Source organism: Citrobacter freundii complex sp. CFNIH4, assembly GCF_002934505.1.
Taxonomy (GTDB): Bacteria; Pseudomonadota; Gammaproteobacteria; order Enterobacterales; family Enterobacteriaceae; genus Citrobacter; species Citrobacter freundii.
Map to the genome: position 1 here is coordinate 498,842 of NZ_CP026231.1, position 18,450 is coordinate 517,291.

The following is an 18,450-nucleotide window of genomic DNA, read 5'->3' on the forward strand; positions in this document are numbered from 1 at the left end:
CCGGTTAGGCGTTATTAACGCAGAATTTTTTTCTCAGCCAGATCCAGTGCGAAGTAGCTGAAGATCAGATCCGCGCCAGCGCGTTTGATCGACCCTAAGCTTTCCAGCACCACTTTCTCTTCATCTATAGCCCCCGCCAGCGCCGCGAATTTGATCATCGCGTATTCACCGCTGACCTGATAAGCGCCAATCGGCAGCTCGGTGCGCTCGCGGATATCACGCAGAATATCGAGGTATGCGCCAGCCGGTTTGACCATCAGGCAGTCTGCGCCCTGGGCTTCATCCAGCAGCGATTCGCGAATCGCTTCCCGACGGTTCATCGGGTTCATCTGATAGGTTTTACGATCGCCTTTCAGCGCGGTGCCCGCGGCTTCACGGAATGGGCCGTAAAAAGATGAGGCAAACTTAGTGGAGTAGGACATGATAGCGGTATCGGTGAAGCCCGCGGCGTCCAGCGCCTGGCGAATCGCCTGTACCTGACCATCCATTGCGGCGGAAGGTGCGATGAAGTCCGCACCCGCTGCGGCGGCAACCACCGCCTGCTTGCCAAGGTTGGTAAGGGTTAAATCGTTATCCACGCCGTGATCGCATAACACGCCGCAGTGGCCGTGTGAGGTGTATTCGCAGAAGCAGGTGTCGGACATGACGATCATTTCCGGCACGGTCTGTTTGCAGATACGCGACATGCGCGCCACCAGGCCGTCTTCTTTCCAGGCATCGCTACCGGTGTCATCCGTATGGTGGGAAATGCCGAAAGTCATCACCGAGCGGATGCCAGCATTAGCAATGCGTTCAATTTCGCGCGCCAGGTGCTTCTCTGGAATACGCATCACGCCTGGCATGGCGTCGATAGCTTTGTAATCGTCGAGTTCTTCTTCAACAAAGATCGGCAACACCAGGTCATTTAAGCTGAGTGTTGTCTCTTCAAACATAGCGCGCAGCGCGGGAGATTTGCGCAGGCGGCGAGGGCGTTGGATTAGGTCTGTCATGGTATGCCTGATGTTTGTGGAATCGAAGGCCGTAGTATACCCGAACCTGAGGGCGTGTGGTTTACGAAAGTTGGCGTTATATCTGGATTTCCTGTAACGAAGGGATGAATCATTAGCGAAATTTATTCACAAGCATAGCAATTTATTCATATTCATTATTTTGTTTATTGTTTTTTTATTATTTTAAATATCTATGTGTTTGCTTTTATAGCGTGGTGTATAGATTTTGTTTGTTTATTATCTATATATTTGTTTGCGTTCTGATTCATTAGTGAATTGTATGATTTGAATGTTGGTTAGCTTTTAATTGATTGAAAGTGTTGGTTTTTATATTTCTTAAATGGCGTAACTTGGATTTATTACGTTGTCCGTTTTCGGACAACGGGCAAAGAATAATTGAACCTTTCCGTAATGAAACTGAATCGCCACGGATAATCTAGACACTTCCGAGCCGTTGATAATACTGGTTTTCATATTCTGTCGGTGACATCTGATCGCTGGAACCATGCCGACGCTTACTGTTATAAAACATTTCGATGTAATCAAAAATATCGCTGCGGGCTTCCTCCCGCGTTCCGTAGATCTTTTTCTTTATCCGTTCGCGTTTCAACAACTGGAAAAAGCTTTCTGCAACCGCATTATCGTGGCAGTTACCGCGACGGCTCATGCTGCCCTCCAGTCCGTGTGATTTCAGGAACGACTGCCACTCATGGCTTGTGTACTGACTGCCCTGATCCGAATGAACCAGCACCTGTTTTTGGGGATTACGCCGCCATACAGCCATCAGCAGTGCGTTCAGGACAATGTCCTTTGTCATCCGGGATTGCATGGACCAGCCGATAATTTTGCGTGAGAACAGATCAACAACCACAGCAAGATACAGCCAGCCTTCGTGGGTCCTGATATAGGTTATGTCGGTTACCCAACGCTCATCCGGAGCATCCGGATTGAACTGTCGCTGGAGCCTGTTGGGCGACACGATACTGGCCTCGCCTTTACGTGCCCACGGGCTCCGGTATCCGACCTGAGCCTTTATCCCGACACGTTTCATCAGTCGCCAGACTCTGTTGACTCCGCACTGTTGCCCGCTGTCCCGCAGATCCAGATGGATCTTGCGATAACCATAGACGCATCCCGATTCCAGCCAGAACTGTTTAATCTGTCCTGTCAGTCTCAGGTCTGCCCGATGGCGTTGTGAATGCGGCTGCTGAAGCCATGCGTAAAAGCCACTGGGATGAACATCCAGCACCCGACAGAGCAGGCGAACAGGCCAGCAACGGGCGTTGTCACGGATAAAGGCGTACCTCAGTCGGACAGTTTTGCGAAGTACGCCGCGGCTTTTTTTAATATGTCCCGTTCGTCAGTAACCCGCTTCAGCTCTTTCTGGAGACGGCGGATCTCGGTCTGAGCATCTGACTGTTCTTTATGAGTGGAGGAATCCGGCCCGTACTTCTTTATCCAGGCGTAAAGGCTGTGGGTGGTGATATCGAGACGTGTTGCAACGCTGGAAACAGAATAACCACGATCAACAACCTGTTTGACTGCTTCAATTTTAAACTCTTCGGGATAACGCTTACCGCTCATGGGCACCTCTCTTTAAGCCATCTTAAATGACTCTGAGGTGTCTGTTAAACCCGTGTCGATTCACACGTCATGGTCTGGTTGATAACGGTGGTGCATGGGTAAGCTACTTCGGTGGTAGCTTCGATGCAGATAACGGCACCATTAACTACGATCAGGATGTTAACGGCATCATGGTTGGTGTTGATTCCAAAATTGATGGTAACAACGCTAAGTGGATTGTCGGTGCTGCAGCAGGCTTCGCGAAAGGTGATATGAGCGACCGTACCGGTCAGGTGGATCAGGATAGCCAGACTGCCTACATCTACTCTTCTGCTCGCTTTGACAACAACATCTTTGTTGACGGTAACTTAAGCTACTCCCACTTCAACAACGATCTGTCTGCCAACATGAGCAACGGTCAGTATGTTGATGGCAGCACCTCTTCTGATGCCTGGGGCTTTGGCTTGAAACTGGGTTATGACCTGAAGCTGGGTGACGCAGGCTACGTAACGCCATACGGCAGCGTATCCGGTCTGTTCCAGTCTGGTGATGATTATAAGCTGAGCAACGACATGAAAGTTGACGGTCAGTCTTATGACAGCATGCGCTATGAACTCGGTGTAGATGCAGGTTATACCTTCGCCTACAGTGAAGATCAGGCGCTGACCCCGTACTTCAAACTGGCCTACGTTTACGACGATTCTAACAACGATTCTGACGTAAACGGCGATTCTATCGACAACGGTGTAGAAGGTTCTGCGGTACGTGTTGGACTGGGTACTCAGTTCAGCTTTACCAAAAACTTCAGCGCTTACACCGATGCTAACTACCTCGGTGGTGGTGATGTAGATCAAGACTGGGCTGCAAACGTTGGTGTTAAATATACCTGGTAAGAATTTTCTTTTATAGAAGTATAAGGTGATTTAATCCAGAAAAATGCCCGTCACGGATTTGACGGGCATTTATTGCAAGGAATGCAAAAATGTTATCTACGAATAAACCTCTTTTAGAATTTGGTAGGCTTGATAAATGTTTATCAAAATATGGTAAACATTTCAAATGTGATAACGAAAAGCAAATCATATATTCCAGTGATATAAATGCTGACGATACCTTTATTATTTTAAGCGGCGTAATTTCCCTGCATCGAGGAGAAAATGTGCTGGTCGGTATTGCACAGGCGCCATTTATTATGGGGCTTTCAGATGGTGTGATGAAAACAGATATACAATACAGATTAATCACGGAAAGCGATTGTACGGGATACCATCTACCTGCCTCACAAACAATTAATATAATTGAAGAGTGCCAGCTTTGGCGTGAAGCTTTTTGTTGGTTGGCATGGCAAAATTCCATGCTTGAATTGCGAGATCTGCAGTTGATCGGCAATAACTCCTACGATCAGATTCGCGCGACGCTGATATCCATGATGAAATGGGACGACGTACTGCGTTCGCGTATCGGCGTCATGAACTATATTCACCAACGCACGCGAATTTCCCGCTCGGTTGTCGCTGAGGTTCTCGCGGCTTTGCGTAAAGGTGGTTACATTGAAATGAATAAAGGCAAACTGGTGAGCATTAACCGTTTGCCTTTTGAGTATTAACTCAGGATGCGGGAATAACCTGCGGTTTGTTCCCGCTCAACTCTGCAACCAGATCGTTGATACCGTCACTCATATTGGTAAAACGGGTTAGCGGAGAACGGGTCACCACGATAAACGCCCCGACGTTTTGTTGTGGGATCATCGCCATATAGGTGATGAAACCACCGCCGCCGCCGGTTTTTTGAATAATTCCCGGTCGGCCATTCTTCGGCGCCATGTAGACCCAGCCCAAACCAAGCGCATCGGCTCTGCCTGGAACATCCATTCCCACCACTTTAGTTAACTGCGTACGCTGATAAATCAGCGTCTGCATCCGGTCGGCCTGCTGGCTACGATGATAAAAGTCAGAAGAGAGATACTGCTGCATCCAGCGCATGATATCGCCGGGCGTAGAATAGACACCGCCGCTGCCCATTGCCGCCAGCGTATTGTTACAGGGGCTGGCGCCTTTTTCCGCGACCATCAGGCGTCGGCATTGATCGGGGGACGGGGTAAAGGTGGTGTCTTTCATCCCCAGCGGACGGGTGATTTTTTCTTCAAACAGCTGCGGATAAGGCTTACCAGAGGCCGCTCCCAGCGCATCGGCCAGCAGGTCAAACGCCAGGTTGGAATAAGATGCCTGTGAACCCGGTGCGGCTTTCAACGTGGCAGTAGAGAGATAGCTCCAGCGCTGCTCGCGGGTTGGCCAGACAAACACCGGGCGCTTTGCTGCGCCGCCAGGCTGCTCGCGCGGCAGCGCGCTGGTATGCGTCGCCAGATTCACCAGCGTAATCGGCGTGCCCTGATAAGTCGGCACGCGTGCACCTGGAGGTGCATATTTACTCAATGGATCGTTGAGTTTGACCGTGCCCTGATCGAGCAATTTCACCAGCATTTCGCTGGTCATTAATTTAGTGATTGAGGCAATTCGAATCACGGAATCAAGCTGTGGATGGACGTTGTTACCGGGACGCGTTTCGCCAAAGCTGCGAAATACGCGCTGATTACCATCAATCACCACGAGCGCCATCCCCGTAGCACCACTGCCGTAAAATATATGGTCGGCATAACGATCGACGATATCGGAGGCGAAAACCGGATCGGTTATAGGCTGTGCCGCCTGGACTGATGTCAATGACGCCGCACACAGCGCGGCAGAAAAAAGCAGACTACGTTTCAACGGTGGTGTCCATGAGTTAGATAAAGTGAAAAAGGATGTCGTGCGTATGCGTATTTATACTACTCATCGGCGTATTGCAAAGCGCTTATCAACCAATGATAGTGGGAAAAACGTAACGATGAGTAAACGTAGGAATTTCCTGGATTGCGGATGTTCGCTTTTGTGATCTTACGCTGTGATAATCTGCACATACTGGAACGTTGTCGAGTGTGAAAACCACAGAAACAATTCTTCATAACCGAGGTGCGAACTAAGTGCCTCGGTTTTGGTCACAATTGTCGGTTTCAGCTTGTGTTTTTGGGCGTAAGCCGTCTGGCCTCCGCACTCCACGGTGGCAAATGCACAGCAGTCGTCATAACGATAAGAAGTTAGCAGGAGAGCACTATGTTTAAGTCTTTTTTCCCAAAGCCGGGGCCGTTCTTTATTTCGGCATTTATTTGGGCACTTGTCGCCGTTGTATTCTGGCAAGCAGGTGGGGGAGCCTGGGTTGCACATATTACTGGCGCGTCGGGAGACGTACCTATTAGCGCAGCGCGTTTCTGGTCGTTGGATTATCTGATTTTTTATGCGTACTACATTCTTTGTGTCGGGGTGTTCGCGCTGTTCTGGTTTCTCTACAGCCCACACCGCTGGCAGTACTGGTCTATTCTGGGCACATCGCTGATTATTTTTGTGACCTGGTTTCTGGTTGAAGTCGGCGTCGCTGTCAACGCCTGGTACGCGCCATTTTATGACCTAATTCAAACTGCGCTCAGCACACCACACAAGGTGAAGATTGAGCAGTTCTATCATGAAGTTGGCATTTTTCTCGGCATTGCGCTGATAGCCGTGGTCATTGGCGTGATGAACAACTTCTTCGTCAGCCACTACGTGTTCCGCTGGCGTACCGCGATGAACGAACACTATATGGCGCACTGGCAGCATTTGCGTCACATCGAAGGCGCAGCGCAGCGTGTGCAGGAAGACACCATGCGTTTTGCTTCTACGCTGGAAGATATGGGCGTCAGCTTTATCAACGCGATTATGACGCTGATTGCCTTCCTGCCTGTACTGGTTACGCTCTCTGCCCATGTTCCTGACCTGCCGATTGTTGGACATGTGCCTTATGGCCTGGTGATTGCCGCGATTGTCTGGTCGCTGATGGGAACCGGTTTGCTGGCCGTGGTCGGGATAAAACTTCCAGGGCTGGAGTTTAAAAACCAGCGCGTGGAAGCGGCCTATCGTAAAGAACTGGTCTATGGCGAAGATGATGGCAACCGTGCGACGCCACCGACGGTGCGTGAACTGTTTCATGCGGTACGCCAAAATTACTTCCGTCTCTATTTTCACTATATGTACTTCAATATCGCCCGAATTCTTTATCTGCAGGTTGATAACGTTTTCGGCTTGTTCCTGCTGTTTCCATCGATTGTTGCCGGTACGATTACGCTCGGCCTGATGACGCAAATCACCAACGTGTTTGGCCAGGTGCGCGGCTCGTTCCAGTATCTGATTAACTCCTGGACAACGTTAGTGGAACTGATGTCTATTTATAAGCGTCTGCGCAGCTTTGAACGAGAGCTTGATGGTCAGGATATTCAGGAAGTTACCCATACACTGAGTTAAATAATAAGGAGATGTTATGTCGACGGTTTCCCGTCTTTACCCCTTGTCTGGTCTGGCAGCACTGGTGCTGGTGGGATGTAGTAGCCAACCCGCGCAGCCGCTAAAAAAGGGGGAGAAAGCCGTCGATGTGGCGAGCGTGGTGCGCCAGAAAATGCCCGCCAGCGTGAAAGACCGGGACGCATGGGCGCAGGATTTGGCAAAGACTTTTGAAAGCCAGAAGCTGGCGCCGACGGTTGAAAATATCTGTTCGGTGCTGGCGGTCGCGCAACAGGAGTCAAATTACCAGGCGGATCCAGCCGTGCCGAACTTAAGTAAAATCGCCTGGAAAGAGATCGATCGTCGTGCCGAGCGTATGCACATCCCGCTATTTGTGGTGCATACCGCGCTGAAGATTAACTCGCCAACGGGGAAAAGCTACAGCGAGCGCCTGGATACGGTGAAAACCGAAAAACAGCTTAGCGCGATCTTTGATGATTTTATCAACATGGTACCGATGGGGCAGACGTTATTTGGTTCGCTTAATCCGGTGCATACCGGTGGGCCGATGCAGGTTAGCATCGCCTTTGCTGAGCAGCATGCCAGCGGCTACCCGTGGAAAATGGCGGGAACCGTGCGCCAGGAAGTATTTAGCCGCCGCGGTGGGCTGTGGTTCGGTACGTATCATCTGCTTAACTACCCGGCGAATTACAGTGCGCCAATTTTCCGCTTCGCCGATTTCAATGCCGGGTGGTATGCCAGCCGCAATGCAGCTTTCCAGAATGCGGTCAGTAAAGCCAGCGGCGTGAAGCTGGCGATGGACGGTGATTTAATTCTCTATGGCAGCAGCGAGCCGGGCAAAACGGAGCTGGCGGTACGTAAACTGGCCGGGAAGCTGGACATGAGCGAGAGTGAGATCCGCCGTCAGCTGCAAAAAGGCGACAGCCTGGCCTTTGAAGAGACCGCGCTGTACGAGAAAGTCTATAAGCTGGCGGAAGCGAAGGCGGGGAAAACGCTTCCCCGTGAAATGCTGCCTGGCATTCAACTGGAAAGCCCGAAGATCACACGTAACCTGACTACCGCGTGGTTTGCTAAACGCGTGGACGATCGTCGGGCGAAATGTATGGGTCAGTCATCGTTATGATGACGGCGGCGCCAACGCGCGAATGCCGCGATGGCGCCAAGAATCAGGCTTCCGGCGAGAAAAGGGACCAGTCCAAAAAGGGTTCCGACGCCCAGGCCGATTTCAACTCGCGGGCGCCCTGTCTCTTGCATTTGCAACTGCATCAACTGCTCATAGATGCCGGGAGCGTGGGCCAACAGATTTAAAATCTGCGCGCCTGCCCAGAAGCAAAACAGCACAAATACGGCATACGCAATGTTGCCGGGCAGGGTGGAGGGATCCCGATGCTTGCCCTTAAACAGGGATTTTGAGAGCGTAAAATCAGCCATAAAGACCTCCGGAAATAACCTGCTTTTTTTGACGTAATGCCTGTAACTGAAAGTGAGTCTGACAGGTGATCGGCAATGTCAATATCAGAATGATGGTAATTTCAGGTAGAGATTATTCCTGGATTTCGGTTTTTTGTTGGTGGTCACAATTATGTAACCTTAAGTGAAATTGAGTTACATTTAAGAAATTCCGCACAGGCCACAGACGCCCACGGGGAAATGTGCGAGGATGCCTCCCTGTGTTGTATATCCACCGGAGCCGTTATGAACCTGCCTGTTAAAATCCGCCGAGACTGGCACTATTATGCCTTCGCTATTGGGCTTATCTTTATTCTCAACGGCGTGGTGGGCTTACTCGGTTTTGAAGCGCAGGGGTGGCAAACCTATGCGGTGGGGCTGGTGACCTGGGTGATTAGCTTTTGGCTGGCCGGATTAATCATCCGTCGCCGCGTTGAAGATGATGAAGTAAAGGATGCCCACTAGCTATATCAGGCATCCTGGCGGGTTTACATACTGGTTTTCAGCGCGCTATCCGCAGCATGGCGTTCCAGCGCCAGTTCGATCAGGCGAGTGATCAAATCGGTATAGCCTAAACCGCTCGCCTGCCACAGCTTCGGATACATACTGATGTTGGTAAAACCTGGCAGCGTGTTGATCTCATTGATCACAACGTCGTTTTCAGCAGTTAAGAAAACGTCCACGCGCGCCATGCCGGCACAGCCCAGTGTCTGGTAGGCCTGAATGGCGATTTCGCGGATCTTGTCGTTAATCTCTGGTGCAATTGCTGCCGGAACGACAACTGTGGCACCGTTATCGTCAATGTATTTAGTGTCGTAAGCGTAAAAATCGCTGTTCAGCACAATCTCTCCACAAGTACTGGCCTGCGGATGATCGTTGCCCAGTACCGCACATTCGATCTCGCGGCCTTTGATCCCTTGCTCCACCACGACTTTATGATCGAATTCAAATGCCAGCGCGACGGCCTGATCGTATTGGGCTTCGCTGGTTACTTTGCTGACGCCAACGGACGATCCCTGGTTGGCCGGTTTTACAAACAACGGCAGACCCAGGCGGGATTCCACTTCGCTAAAGCTGATGCGATTGGCGCGAGTTAGCGTAATAAATGGCGCGATGTTTAATCCGGCATCACGCAGCAGACGTTTGGTCACGTCTTTATCCATACAGGCCGCAGAACCCAGCACATCAGAACCTACGAACGGTAGGTTTGCCACGCGCAGCATGCCCTGCAGAGAGCCATCTTCACCCAGAGTGCCATGTACGATCGGGAAAATAACATCGACCGTCGGCAGCGGTTGACCGTTTTGTGCATCGATCAACTGGTGCGCTTGTTTACCCGGTACCTGCGCCAGGCTGGTCTCAGAAGGTCGCAACGCAATATGCGCCGGGTCGTCTGAATTGAGCAGATAATTACTGGCATCGCTGACGTGCCATTGCCCTTGTTTATCAATACCTAACAGCACAACGTCAAAGCGAGTCTTGTCGATGGCATCGACAATATTTTTTGCCGATTGCAATGACACTTCATGTTCCGCTGATTTACCACCAAATACGATTCCTACCCGCAACTTTGCCATCTTAAAAACCCATTCCATGAATGCAAAGCACATACATTACCACGACAAAACGCAGGTTTCCTCGGCTTCTGGCAGATTGTTTTGGCTGACGACAGGGGAATAGAACAGAACAAACAAGAGGCCCGCACGCGAAGCATAATCCCCTGCTTATATTATGGGTTTGATGTGAGCTGTATCACAAATATGATGAGCGGGAAGATAAAATACTAAACTGTGATTTATCGCACCTGTGGACCCTTATTCAGCTAAGTAATTTGTTAAGCTGCTCGCAGTTTTCAGCTACTTATCGTTATGAGTCCTTATGGAATCCTGGAGAGTTAATCTTATTTCCGTTTGGTTCGGGTGTTTTTTTACCGGACTGGCGATTAGCCAAATCTTGCCTTTTTTACCACTCTATATCTCCCAACTGGGCGTGACCTCGCATGAAGCGCTCTCAATGTGGTCCGGATTAACGTTCAGCGTCACCTTCCTGATTTCAGCTATTGTCTCTCCAATGTGGGGCAGTTTAGCCGACCGCAAAGGGCGCAAGCTAATGCTGCTGCGGGCCTCACTGGGTATGGCCATTGCGATTTTGCTACAGGCATTTGCTACTAACGTCTGGCAGCTTTTTCTGCTGCGCGGGGTGATGGGGTTAACCTCCGGTTATATTCCTAATGCGATGGCGCTGGTCGCGTCACAGGTTCCGCGTGAACGCAGCGGCTGGGCGCTGAGTACGCTGTCGACGGCGCAAATTAGCGGTGTCATTGGTGGACCGTTAATGGGGGGCTTTATTGCCGATCACGTTGGCTTACGGGCGGTATTCTGTATTACCGCCGCTTTGCTGGTAGTGAGTTTTCTGGTCACACTGTTTTTGATCAAAGAGGGCGTTCGTCCGACGATTAAAAAAAGCGAACGTCTGAGTGGGAAGGCCGTATTTGCCTCGCTTTCACATCCGGCGCTGGTGATCAGCCTGTTTTTTACCACCATGGTGATTCAACTTTGTAACGGTTCAATTGGGCCAATTCTGGCGCTGTTTATTAAATCAATGGTCCCAGATAGTTCGAATATTGCCTTTCTCAGCGGGCTGATAGCCTCAGTATCGGGCATTTCTGCTCTGATTTCCGCGCCTCGACTTGGTAAATTAGGCGACCGTATTGGTACTGAGCGGATTTTAATGGCGACGTTAATCTTCGCGGTGGTGCTGTTTTTCGCTATGTCGTGGGTCACCACGCCGTTGCAGTTGGGAGTTCTCCGTTTTCTGCTTGGCTTTGCCGACGGTGCGATGTTGCCGGCGGTGCAGACGCTGTTAGTGAAATACTCCAGCGATCAGATAACCGGGCGCATCTTTGGTTATAACCAGTCATTTATGTATCTCGGCAACGTCGCCGGGCCATTAATGGGGGCGACGGTTTCGGCAATGGCGGGGTTCCGTTGGGTGTTCATTGCTACAGCAAGCATTGTGCTTATCAATATCTGGCAATTGGCTATTGCGTTGCGACGTCGGCGCGGGGGGCGTTGAGCTCCTGATTAACAACGCTGCCTGTCAGCGTTGTTAATCCATAATTGTGTATTATATATTTGTGTGATTATTAATTTTCTTACCTTTTTATATTGAATCATTCTGCGTCAAGACGCATTTACCCTTATTTTGTGTTGTGATTGTTTTCGCAAATCGTTTTATTACTTATAAAAATACAACTTTCATCCTCTAGGCAGTCGTGAGCCTTAATGATAACGTGACCCATATTTTGTTAAGGGAATAGGCAAATGAAAAACCTCGTCACTGAGTTGTTACTTAAACTCGCGCAAAAAGAAGAAGAGTCGCAAGATCTGGCGGTACAGGTCGAAACGTTAGAGCGGGTAATCATCGAAATGCTGCGCAATATGGCGTGGAACGATCGGCAAATATTTATTCGTCAAATTGAGGGGGCGCTGGCTGATGTAAACCGCATGCCCGCGTTTCTCACGAACATACATAACGCTTGCGAGATCGTACCAAAAGCGTTTTGAACCATCTGTGGCGGGGCACCCACAAATTATCATAAAAGTGTCACATCAAATACTTATAGTCGCTTTGTTTTAATTTTACCGTATTTATACATGGAGAATATAAAGTGAAACAAAGCGCACTCGCTATTGCCCTGTTACCTTTGCTGTTTACCCCGGTTATTAATGCAGAAACATCTACTGTAGCGGTTTTGGATAATCGTGCCGCTCAAGGTGATATCTCCACGCCGGGTGGCGCTCGCCGATTGTCTGCCGACCAAACCGCGGCTCTGCGCGAATCGCTGAACGACAAACCGGCCAAAAATATTATTTTACTGATTGGCGATGGGATGGGTGATTCCGAAATAACGGCAGCGCGAAATTATGCTGAAGGCGCGGGCGGCTTTTTTAAAGGTATTGATGCTTTACCGTTGACCGGACAATACACACATTATGCGTTGGATAAGAAAACCGGCAAGCCCGATTATGTGACAGATTCTGCAGCATCGGCGACGGCGTGGACGACCGGTGTTAAAACTTACAATGGTGCTCTGGGCGTTGATATTCATGAGAAAGATCACGCTACTATTCTGGAAATGGCCAAAGCGGCGGGTCTGGCGACAGGTAACGTTTCCACGGCTGAATTGCAGGATGCCACGCCTGCCGCACTGGTTGCCCATGTCACTTCGCGTAAATGCTATGGCCCGAGCGTGACGGCTGAAAAATGCCCGACGAACGCGCTGGAAAAAGGCGGTAAAGGGTCGATTACCGAACAATTATTGAATGCCCGTGCGGATGTTACGTTAGGTGGCGGGGCAAAAACTTTTACTGAAACCGCTACGGCAGGTGAGTGGCAGGGTAAAACGCTGCGTGAACAAGCACAGGCCCGTGGTTACCAGATGGTGAGTGATACCGCGACGCTGGCGGTGATTACCGAAGCGAATCAGGATAAACCGCTGTTGGGTCTGTTCTCTGACGGTAATATGCCAGTGCGTTGGGAAGGCCCGAAAGCGTCTTATCACGGAAATCTGGATAAGCCGGTAGTGACCTGCACGCCAAATCCAAAACGTAACGACAGCGTGCCGACTCTGGCACAGATGACGGATAAAGCGATTGAGCTGTTAAGCAAAAATGAGAAAGGCTTCTTCCTGCAAGTGGAAGGCGCGTCAATCGACAAACAAGATCACGCCGCTAACCCGTGTGGACAAATTGGTGAAACTGTCGATCTGGATGAAGCGGTGCAGCGTGCGCTTGCTTTTGCGAAGAAAGATGGCAACACCCTGGTCGTGGTAACCGCTGACCACGCGCATGCCAGCCAGATAGTCGCACCGGATACTAAAGCACCCGGTTTAACGCAAGCGCTGAACACCAAAGATGGCGCGGTGATGGTCATTAGCTATGGCAACTCTGAAGAAGAGTCCCAGGAGCACACCGGCAGCCAACTGCGTATTGCAGCCTATGGCCCTCATGCGGCGAATGTGGTTGGCCTGACCGATCAAACCGACCTGTTCTACACCATGAAAGCGGCGTTAGGACTGAAATAACCCGACGCCCGGCGGCAATACTTTTGCCGTCGGGTGGTATTTTTATCGTTAGCAGCCAAACTTACCTGTGTGTCGTCGTTCAGAAAAGGATGGTGCTATGAAAATTACATTATTAATGACGTTGCTTTTTGGTCTTATTTTTTTAACTACCGTCGGTGCTGCCGAGAAGACATTAACCCCGCAACAACAACGTATGACCACCTGCAATCAGCAGGCAACGGCGCAAACCTTAAAAGGGGATGCGCGTAAGACGTATATGAGTGATTGCCTGAAAAACAGTAAATCTGGGCCTGAGGAAAAGAGTCTGACGCCGCAGCAGCAGAAAATGCGTGAATGCAACGTCAAGGCGACGGAGCAGTCTCTGAAAGGCGATGGTCGTAATAAGTTTATGAGCGCTTGCCTGAAAAAATCTGCTTAGCACTTCCGGGTGAGCAGATAAAATCGCTCACCCGAAATATCATACTTCCGCCGCCAGACCCCTTCCTATAATTTGGGAAATTTGTTTCAGAATATTCCCAAATACGATGAATGATGAAAATTTTTATCAAAAGAAGGTCGTCCCGAATGAAGCATTTATATTGCTTCATCAAAATGACCACCAACGTTCCGGTCTGCGATTTGCCCGACGAATCAGGCTGCCGCGAGCGGTGGGACTGGGGGGAATGTTTTTCCCTATCGCGTCGGTATTAGTTTCTCAGCCAATAACCGGAGGCTGGTGGCTTTTGCTGGTGGGATGGGCATTTGTCTGGCCACATCTGGCATGGCAACTGGCAAGTAAAGCTGTCGATCCACTGCATAGCGAATATACCAACTTAAAAGCCGATGCCATCCTCGCCGGGATGTGGATGGGGATTATGGGGATAAACTTGCTGCCATCCACGGCGCTGTTGATGATTATCTGTATCAACCTGATGGGCGCAGGAGGTATGCGAGTCTTCATCGCAGGCGCCGTGTTGATGGTGGTTTCCTGCCTGGTGACGTTACAGTTAACGGATATCCCCGTGGCTTTTAGCAGTACGCAGCTGAGCGTGCTGCTGTCACTGCCAGTGTTAGTGGTTTACCCGTTGCTGTTTGCCTGGGTGAGTTATAAGACGCTCATCCGGCTGGCAGAACATAAACGTCGCTTACAGGTTATGAGTACGCGAGATGGGATGACCGGGGTGTATAACCGACGTCATTGGGAACTGTTGCTGCGTAATGAATTTGATAATTGCCGCCGCCATCAGCGTGATGCCACGCTTCTTATCATCGATATCGACCATTTTAAGAGTATCAATGATACCTGGGGCCATGACGTAGGGGATCAGGCCATTGTTGCACTGACCCGCCAGTTACAGATGACCTTACGCGGTAGCGATGTGATTGGGCGTTTTGGCGGTGATGAGTTTGCGGTAATCATGTGTGGCACGTCGGCGAGCAGCGCGATTGCAGCGATGTCTCGTGTTCACGAACGGCTTACCCAACTGCGTTTATCTTGCGCGCCGCAGGTTGACCTGCGCATTAGCGTGGGCGTTGCGCCGCTGACATCTGAAACTGAACACTATAGAGAATGGTTAAAATCAGCAGATATGGCGCTCTATAAAGCAAAGAATTCCGGACGTAACCGCACTGAAGCGGCGGCATGACGTCCGGCGGTGTTAACTCAGGAGCGGCTGAGTTTTTCCGATTGCTCCATGCACTTAATCATCGCTTCAATTACTGATGAACGGAAACCGCGTTCTTCCAGGACGCGTACCGCCTCAATGGTGGTTCCACCTGGCGAGCACACCATATCCTTTAATTCGCCAGGATGTTTACCCGTTTCCAGCACCATCTTCGCCGAACCCATTACCGCTTGTGCCGCAAATTTATAAGCCTGCGCGCGGGGCATTCCCCCCTGAACGGCGGCATCTGCCATTGCTTCGATAAACATAAATACATAGGCCGGTGCTGAACCGCTGACACCAACGACCGGATGAATCATTGCCTCCGCAATGACTTCAGCTTCGCCAAAGCAGCGGAAGATATTCAGCACGTCAGCCGTATCTTCCGGCGTGACTAAGGCGTTTGGCGTGACGGAGGTCATTCCGGCGTTCACCAGCGACGGCGTGTTTGGCATCGCGCGAATGATTTTACGGTCGTGACCCAGCGCGCGGGCAAGCTGATCGAGGGTGACGCCTGCGGCAATTGAGACGACCAGGGAGTCTTTGTTCAGGCTGGAGGTAATTTCGCTCAGCACCTTAATCATAATGCCTGGCTTTACAGCCCCAAAAACAATATCAGCGATCTGCGCGACTTCTTGTGCAGACTGCGCCGCATTAATGCCGTACTGGTCGTGTAGCGCGGCGACCTTATCGGGGGAAGGGGTATAGACCCAGATTTGTCCGGGGAGAACCTGACCGCTGGCGATCATGCCGCCAAGAATGGCTTTGCCCATATTACCGCAGCCGATAAAACCAATTTTCTTGTCCATCTTGTCACTCCCTATGGATGATATTCATTGTTTTATACCCTAATTACTTCAAGTAACTTGAATTATTTGGGGTAAACCTGGGAAAGCTAAGCTTAGCGCGGAATGAATATGTTCAGAAGGAGAAACAGCACTTTGCCTGAAAGTAAAAGCACGCGACAATGTGCGGCAGCACAACAGTGGGGAGAAGTTATGACAATATGGGTGGATGCCGATGCGTGTCCGAATGTGATTAAAGACATTTTGTACCGCGCTTCTGAGCGCATGCAAATGCCGCTTGTTTTGGTGGCCAACCAAAGCCTGCGCGTCCCGCCTTCGCGTTTCATCAGCACATTACGTGTGCCTGCGGGCTTTGACGTGGCTGATAACGAGATTGTGCGTCAGTGCAGTGCTGGTGATTTAGTGATAACGGCAGATATTCCGCTGGCGGCTGAAGTGATTGAAAAAGGTGCGGCGGCGCTTAACCCGCGTGGCGAACGTTATACCGAAGCCACGATCCGCGAGCGTCTGATGATGCGTGATTTTATGGATACGCTACGCGCTAGCGGTATTCAGACCGGGGGGCCGGACAGCCTTTCGTCCCGCGACAGACAGCATTTTGCAGCTGAACTGGATAAGTGGTGGCTGGAAGTTCAGCGTAGAAAATAGTGTGTGTAATTTATTATTTACACTTTATTCGTTGTGAATTCTTGTTATAGTAGGGGTTAACTCATCTCGCCATTCTTTATGTAATTTTTTCTTTACGGTTTTGGCTGTGTACTAGTTTGATGATATGATTATATTTTTAACCGCATCAGATCCCGCTTGTTGGCGGCTCTCTGGGGAAATTCTGTGATGACGCAACCTCTTTTTCTTGTTGGCCCCCGGGGGTGTGGTAAGACGACAACCGGTATGGCGCTGGCAAAGGCTATTGATTTCCAGTTCGTTGATACCGATCGCTGGTTGCAATCGCACGTGCAAATGACCGTGGCGGAAATCGTCGAAAGAGAAGGGTGGGAAGGGTTTCGTGCCCAGGAAACGACCGCTCTGCAGGCTGTCACAGCACCAGCAACGGTTGTTGCGACCGGCGGCGGTATTATTCTTACCGAATTTAACCGTCACTACATGCGCAGCCACGGCGTGGTTATCTATTTAAGCGCACCGGTATCGGTACTGGTTGATCGTCTGGAGGCGACGCCTGAAGAAGGATTACGACCGACCTTAACCGGCAAGCCGTTGACTGAAGAAGTGCAGGAAGTGCTCGCCCAGCGAGATGTTTTGTATCGCGAAGCCGCGCACTATATCGTTGATGCCACTAATGCGCCTGCGCAGGTGGTGGAAGACATTCTTGGGATACTGGCGCAGGCAGCGCCACGGTTGCAGGGCGGTGTCTATACTTAATGTTCATCCAGTGAAAAGGAAGAACTATGCCGACACAACCACCTTACCCACGTCAAGCGACCATTGTTACGGTTGAAAAAGGGACGCCAGGCCAGACGGTAACCTGGTATCAACTTCGTGCCGATCACCCTAAACCGAATTCGTTGATCAGTGAGCATCCTTCGGCTCAGGAAGCGATGGATGCTAAAAAACGCTACGAAGACCCCGATAAAACCTGATACGAAGACCGCCCTGGCACGAGTCTTAAAAGTGCCAGTCCGGGCGTGCATCACATTTTTTTAAATTTCGCTGTATACAGTAAAAATTGAAAATTAAACAATAACAATCCAGTACTGGAATGATCTGGAATCTTTACACAATACACCGCCGATCTACTGCTACGCTTTTGAGCATTTGTAGCACAGGTCAGCGCCCGGCACTTATCCGGGATTTCACAGCAAAGTAAGAAGACGGTGGAGCAACAAATGAGTACGTCGTTGGCTATCCTCACGATTGGCGTTGTGCCGATGTGTGAGATGTTACCGCTCCTGACGGAATATATTGATGAACAGCACATTACTCACCACAGTCTGCTGGGGCAGATGCAGCGAGAAGATGTGATGGCCGAGTACGGGGCTTCACCCGGTGACGAGCTGTTATTAACACTGCTTAGCGACCACCAACTTGCTCATGTCTCACGTCAGAAAGTGGAACGCTCGCTGCAAAGCATTGTGGAGGTTCTCGATAATCAGGGATTTGATGTGATCCTGCTGATGAGTACCGCTTCAATCACCCGTCTGACCGCCCGCAATAGCATCTTGTTGGAACCCATACGCATTATTCCCCCGTTAGTGGCTTCGATTGTCGAAGGGCATCAGGTTGGGGTCATAGTACCTGTTGCTGAATTGCTCAAAGCCCAGACACAAAAGTGGCAGGTGTTACAAACGCCACCAGTGTATGCCGTAGCGAATCCAGTAGAAGGTTCTGAACAACAGCTGATTGATGCCGGGAAATATCTCCTTGAGCAAGGCGCTGATGTTCTCATGCTGGACTGCCTGGGTTTTCATCAACGCCATCGTGATTTACTGCAAAAGTCGCTGGATGTCCCGGTTCTGCTGTCCAATGTGTTGATTGCCCGGCTAGCTTCGGAATTGCTGGCGTAATTTTGCGTGACAGGTGGAACGTCAG

The 18,450-nt window shown here is 50.4% G+C and carries 19 protein-coding genes and 1 pseudogene; 14 read left to right on the top strand and 6 right to left on the bottom strand.

Translation table 11 applies throughout. The features are described 5' to 3' along the window. Positions 1-14: 14 nt before the first annotated feature. Both hemB and C2U41_RS02580 read right to left on the bottom strand, forming a co-directional pair. Positions 15-989, bottom strand: coding sequence for a porphobilinogen synthase (hemB, locus tag C2U41_RS02575; RefSeq protein ID WP_003021420.1), 975 nt, complete (start codon positions 987-989; stop codon positions 15-17). A 436-nt stretch (positions 990-1,425) separates the two neighbouring features. Next, positions 1,426-2,573 (bottom strand): IS3 family transposase gene (locus C2U41_RS02580; RefSeq protein WP_103849485.1). Its coding sequence is split into 2 segments (ribosomal slippage): positions 1,426-2,336 and positions 2,336-2,573, totalling 1,149 coding nucleotides; the frame shifts between segments, so codons are not numbered across the junction. Between the two features lie 65 nt (positions 2,574-2,638). Here C2U41_RS02580 and C2U41_RS02585 point away from each other — a divergent pair. Continuing rightward, positions 2,639-3,445: pseudogene (locus C2U41_RS02585) on the top strand (autotransporter outer membrane beta-barrel domain-containing protein); the annotation flags it as partial. 89 nt (positions 3,446-3,534) lie between these two features. Beyond that, positions 3,535-4,158: a hydrogen peroxide resistance inhibitor IprA gene (gene iprA / locus C2U41_RS02590; protein WP_032936991.1), complete on the top strand. Its 624-nt coding sequence runs from the start codon at positions 3,535-3,537 to the stop codon at positions 4,156-4,158. A 1-nt stretch (position 4,159) separates the two neighbouring features. On the opposite strand, the gene ampH is transcribed toward iprA, so the two are convergent. Beyond that, complete coding sequence (ampH, locus tag C2U41_RS02595) at positions 4,160-5,317, bottom strand: D-alanyl-D-alanine-carboxypeptidase/endopeptidase AmpH (RefSeq protein ID WP_048216770.1); 1,158 nt, start codon at positions 5,315-5,317, stop codon at positions 4,160-4,162. A 384-nt stretch (positions 5,318-5,701) separates the two neighbouring features. Here ampH and sbmA point away from each other — a divergent pair, with 384 nt between their 5' ends. Both sbmA and C2U41_RS02605 read left to right on the top strand, forming a co-directional pair. Then, positions 5,702-6,922: a peptide antibiotic transporter SbmA gene (gene sbmA / locus C2U41_RS02600; RefSeq protein ID WP_003836023.1), complete on the top strand. Its 1,221-nt coding sequence runs from the start codon at positions 5,702-5,704 to the stop codon at positions 6,920-6,922. Positions 6,923-6,938: 16 nt separating this feature from the next. After that, entirely contained in the window at positions 6,939-8,042 is a 1,104-nt protein-coding gene (locus C2U41_RS02605; protein WP_003847631.1) for a DUF1615 domain-containing protein, read from the top strand. On the opposite strand, the gene C2U41_RS02610 is transcribed toward C2U41_RS02605, so the two are convergent. Then, positions 8,027-8,350, bottom strand: coding sequence for a DUF2755 family protein (locus C2U41_RS02610; protein WP_003836020.1), 324 nt, complete (start codon positions 8,348-8,350; stop codon positions 8,027-8,029). The two genes, C2U41_RS02605 and C2U41_RS02610, sit on opposite strands and share 16 nt — an antisense overlap. 264 nt (positions 8,351-8,614) lie before the next feature. On the opposite strand from C2U41_RS02610, the gene C2U41_RS02615 reads away from it, so the two are divergent. Next, positions 8,615-8,833 carry a DUF2754 domain-containing protein gene (locus C2U41_RS02615; protein WP_103848445.1) on the top strand — a complete coding sequence of 73 codons (219 nt, stop codon included), beginning with the start codon at positions 8,615-8,617 and terminating at the stop codon, positions 8,831-8,833. Between the two features lie 23 nt (positions 8,834-8,856). Here the strand turns inward: C2U41_RS02615 and ddlA are convergent, their stop codons facing one another. Then, positions 8,857-9,945: a D-alanine--D-alanine ligase gene (gene ddlA, locus C2U41_RS02620; RefSeq protein ID WP_003836018.1), complete on the bottom strand. Its 1,089-nt coding sequence runs from the start codon at positions 9,943-9,945 to the stop codon at positions 8,857-8,859. 301 nt (positions 9,946-10,246) lie between these two features. Here ddlA and C2U41_RS02625 point away from each other — a divergent pair, with 301 nt between their 5' ends. The 5 genes from C2U41_RS02625 (at position 10,247) to adrA (ending at position 15,079) form a co-directional block, all read left to right on the top strand. After that, positions 10,247-11,443 carry a multidrug efflux MFS transporter gene (locus C2U41_RS02625; protein WP_103848446.1) on the top strand — a complete coding sequence of 399 codons (1,197 nt, stop codon included), beginning with the start codon at positions 10,247-10,249 and terminating at the stop codon, positions 11,441-11,443. A 248-nt stretch (positions 11,444-11,691) separates the two neighbouring features. After that, a complete protein-coding gene (locus C2U41_RS02630) occupies positions 11,692-11,934 on the top strand; it encodes a sigma-S stabilization anti-adapter protein IraP (protein WP_003021448.1) in 243 nt (80 codons plus the stop codon). 104 nt (positions 11,935-12,038) lie between these two features. Beyond that, positions 12,039-13,454 (top strand): alkaline phosphatase, encoded by a 1,416-nt coding sequence (phoA, locus tag C2U41_RS02635; protein ID WP_003836015.1) that lies wholly within the window; start codon positions 12,039-12,041, stop codon positions 13,452-13,454. A 97-nt stretch (positions 13,455-13,551) separates the two neighbouring features. Further along, positions 13,552-13,872, top strand: coding sequence for a phosphate starvation-inducible protein PsiF (psiF, locus tag C2U41_RS02640; protein WP_103848447.1), 321 nt, complete (start codon positions 13,552-13,554; stop codon positions 13,870-13,872). Between the two features lie 91 nt (positions 13,873-13,963). Further along, entirely contained in the window at positions 13,964-15,079 is a 1,116-nt protein-coding gene (adrA, locus tag C2U41_RS02645) for a diguanylate cyclase AdrA (protein WP_085951537.1), read from the top strand. A gap of 17 nt (positions 15,080-15,096) precedes the next feature. On the opposite strand, the gene proC is transcribed toward adrA, so the two are convergent. Continuing rightward, the gene (proC, locus tag C2U41_RS02650) at positions 15,097-15,906 is read right to left on the bottom strand and encodes a pyrroline-5-carboxylate reductase (protein ID WP_003021462.1); all 810 of its coding nucleotides are present in this window, start codon (positions 15,904-15,906) and stop codon (positions 15,097-15,099) included. A gap of 189 nt (positions 15,907-16,095) precedes the next feature. On the opposite strand from proC, the gene C2U41_RS02655 reads away from it, so the two are divergent. The 4 genes from C2U41_RS02655 (at position 16,096) to C2U41_RS02670 (ending at position 18,425) form a co-directional block, all read left to right on the top strand. Continuing rightward, entirely contained in the window at positions 16,096-16,551 is a 456-nt protein-coding gene (locus C2U41_RS02655; RefSeq protein ID WP_003021467.1) for a YaiI/YqxD family protein, read from the top strand. A 186-nt stretch (positions 16,552-16,737) separates the two neighbouring features. Continuing rightward, entirely contained in the window at positions 16,738-17,283 is a 546-nt protein-coding gene (aroL, locus tag C2U41_RS02660) for a shikimate kinase AroL (RefSeq protein ID WP_003836009.1), read from the top strand. A 26-nt stretch (positions 17,284-17,309) separates the two neighbouring features. Next, complete coding sequence (gene yaiA, locus C2U41_RS02665; protein ID WP_003021472.1) at positions 17,310-17,501, top strand: protein YaiA; 192 nt, start codon at positions 17,310-17,312, stop codon at positions 17,499-17,501. A gap of 246 nt (positions 17,502-17,747) precedes the next feature. Further along, positions 17,748-18,425 carry an AroM family protein gene (locus C2U41_RS02670; protein WP_003830963.1) on the top strand — a complete coding sequence of 226 codons (678 nt, stop codon included), beginning with the start codon at positions 17,748-17,750 and terminating at the stop codon, positions 18,423-18,425. Positions 18,426-18,450: the final 25 nt, after the last annotated feature.

Coding starts and splice junctions, on each gene's coding strand:
- hemB (WP_003021420.1), bottom strand. CDS start 989: ATGACAGACCTAATCCAACGCCCTCGCCGCCTGCGCAAATCTCCCGCG.
- iprA (WP_032936991.1), top strand. CDS start 3,535: ATGTTATCTACGAATAAACCTCTTTTAGAATTTGGTAGGCTTGATAAA.
- sbmA (WP_003836023.1), top strand. CDS start 5,702: ATGTTTAAGTCTTTTTTCCCAAAGCCGGGGCCGTTCTTTATTTCGGCA.
- C2U41_RS02605 (WP_003847631.1), top strand. CDS start 6,939: ATGTCGACGGTTTCCCGTCTTTACCCCTTGTCTGGTCTGGCAGCACTG.
- C2U41_RS02610 (WP_003836020.1), bottom strand. CDS start 8,350: ATGGCTGATTTTACGCTCTCAAAATCCCTGTTTAAGGGCAAGCATCGG.
- C2U41_RS02615 (WP_103848445.1), top strand. CDS start 8,615: ATGAACCTGCCTGTTAAAATCCGCCGAGACTGGCACTATTATGCCTTC.
- ddlA (WP_003836018.1), bottom strand. CDS start 9,945: ATGGCAAAGTTGCGGGTAGGAATCGTATTTGGTGGTAAATCAGCGGAA.
- C2U41_RS02625 (WP_103848446.1), top strand. CDS start 10,247: ATGGAATCCTGGAGAGTTAATCTTATTTCCGTTTGGTTCGGGTGTTTT.
- C2U41_RS02630 (WP_003021448.1), top strand. CDS start 11,692: ATGAAAAACCTCGTCACTGAGTTGTTACTTAAACTCGCGCAAAAAGAA.
- psiF (WP_103848447.1), top strand. CDS start 13,552: ATGAAAATTACATTATTAATGACGTTGCTTTTTGGTCTTATTTTTTTA.
- proC (WP_003021462.1), bottom strand. CDS start 15,906: ATGGACAAGAAAATTGGTTTTATCGGCTGCGGTAATATGGGCAAAGCC.
- C2U41_RS02655 (WP_003021467.1), top strand. CDS start 16,096: ATGACAATATGGGTGGATGCCGATGCGTGTCCGAATGTGATTAAAGAC.
- aroL (WP_003836009.1), top strand. CDS start 16,738: ATGACGCAACCTCTTTTTCTTGTTGGCCCCCGGGGGTGTGGTAAGACG.
- yaiA (WP_003021472.1), top strand. CDS start 17,310: ATGCCGACACAACCACCTTACCCACGTCAAGCGACCATTGTTACGGTT.
- C2U41_RS02670 (WP_003830963.1), top strand. CDS start 17,748: ATGAGTACGTCGTTGGCTATCCTCACGATTGGCGTTGTGCCGATGTGT.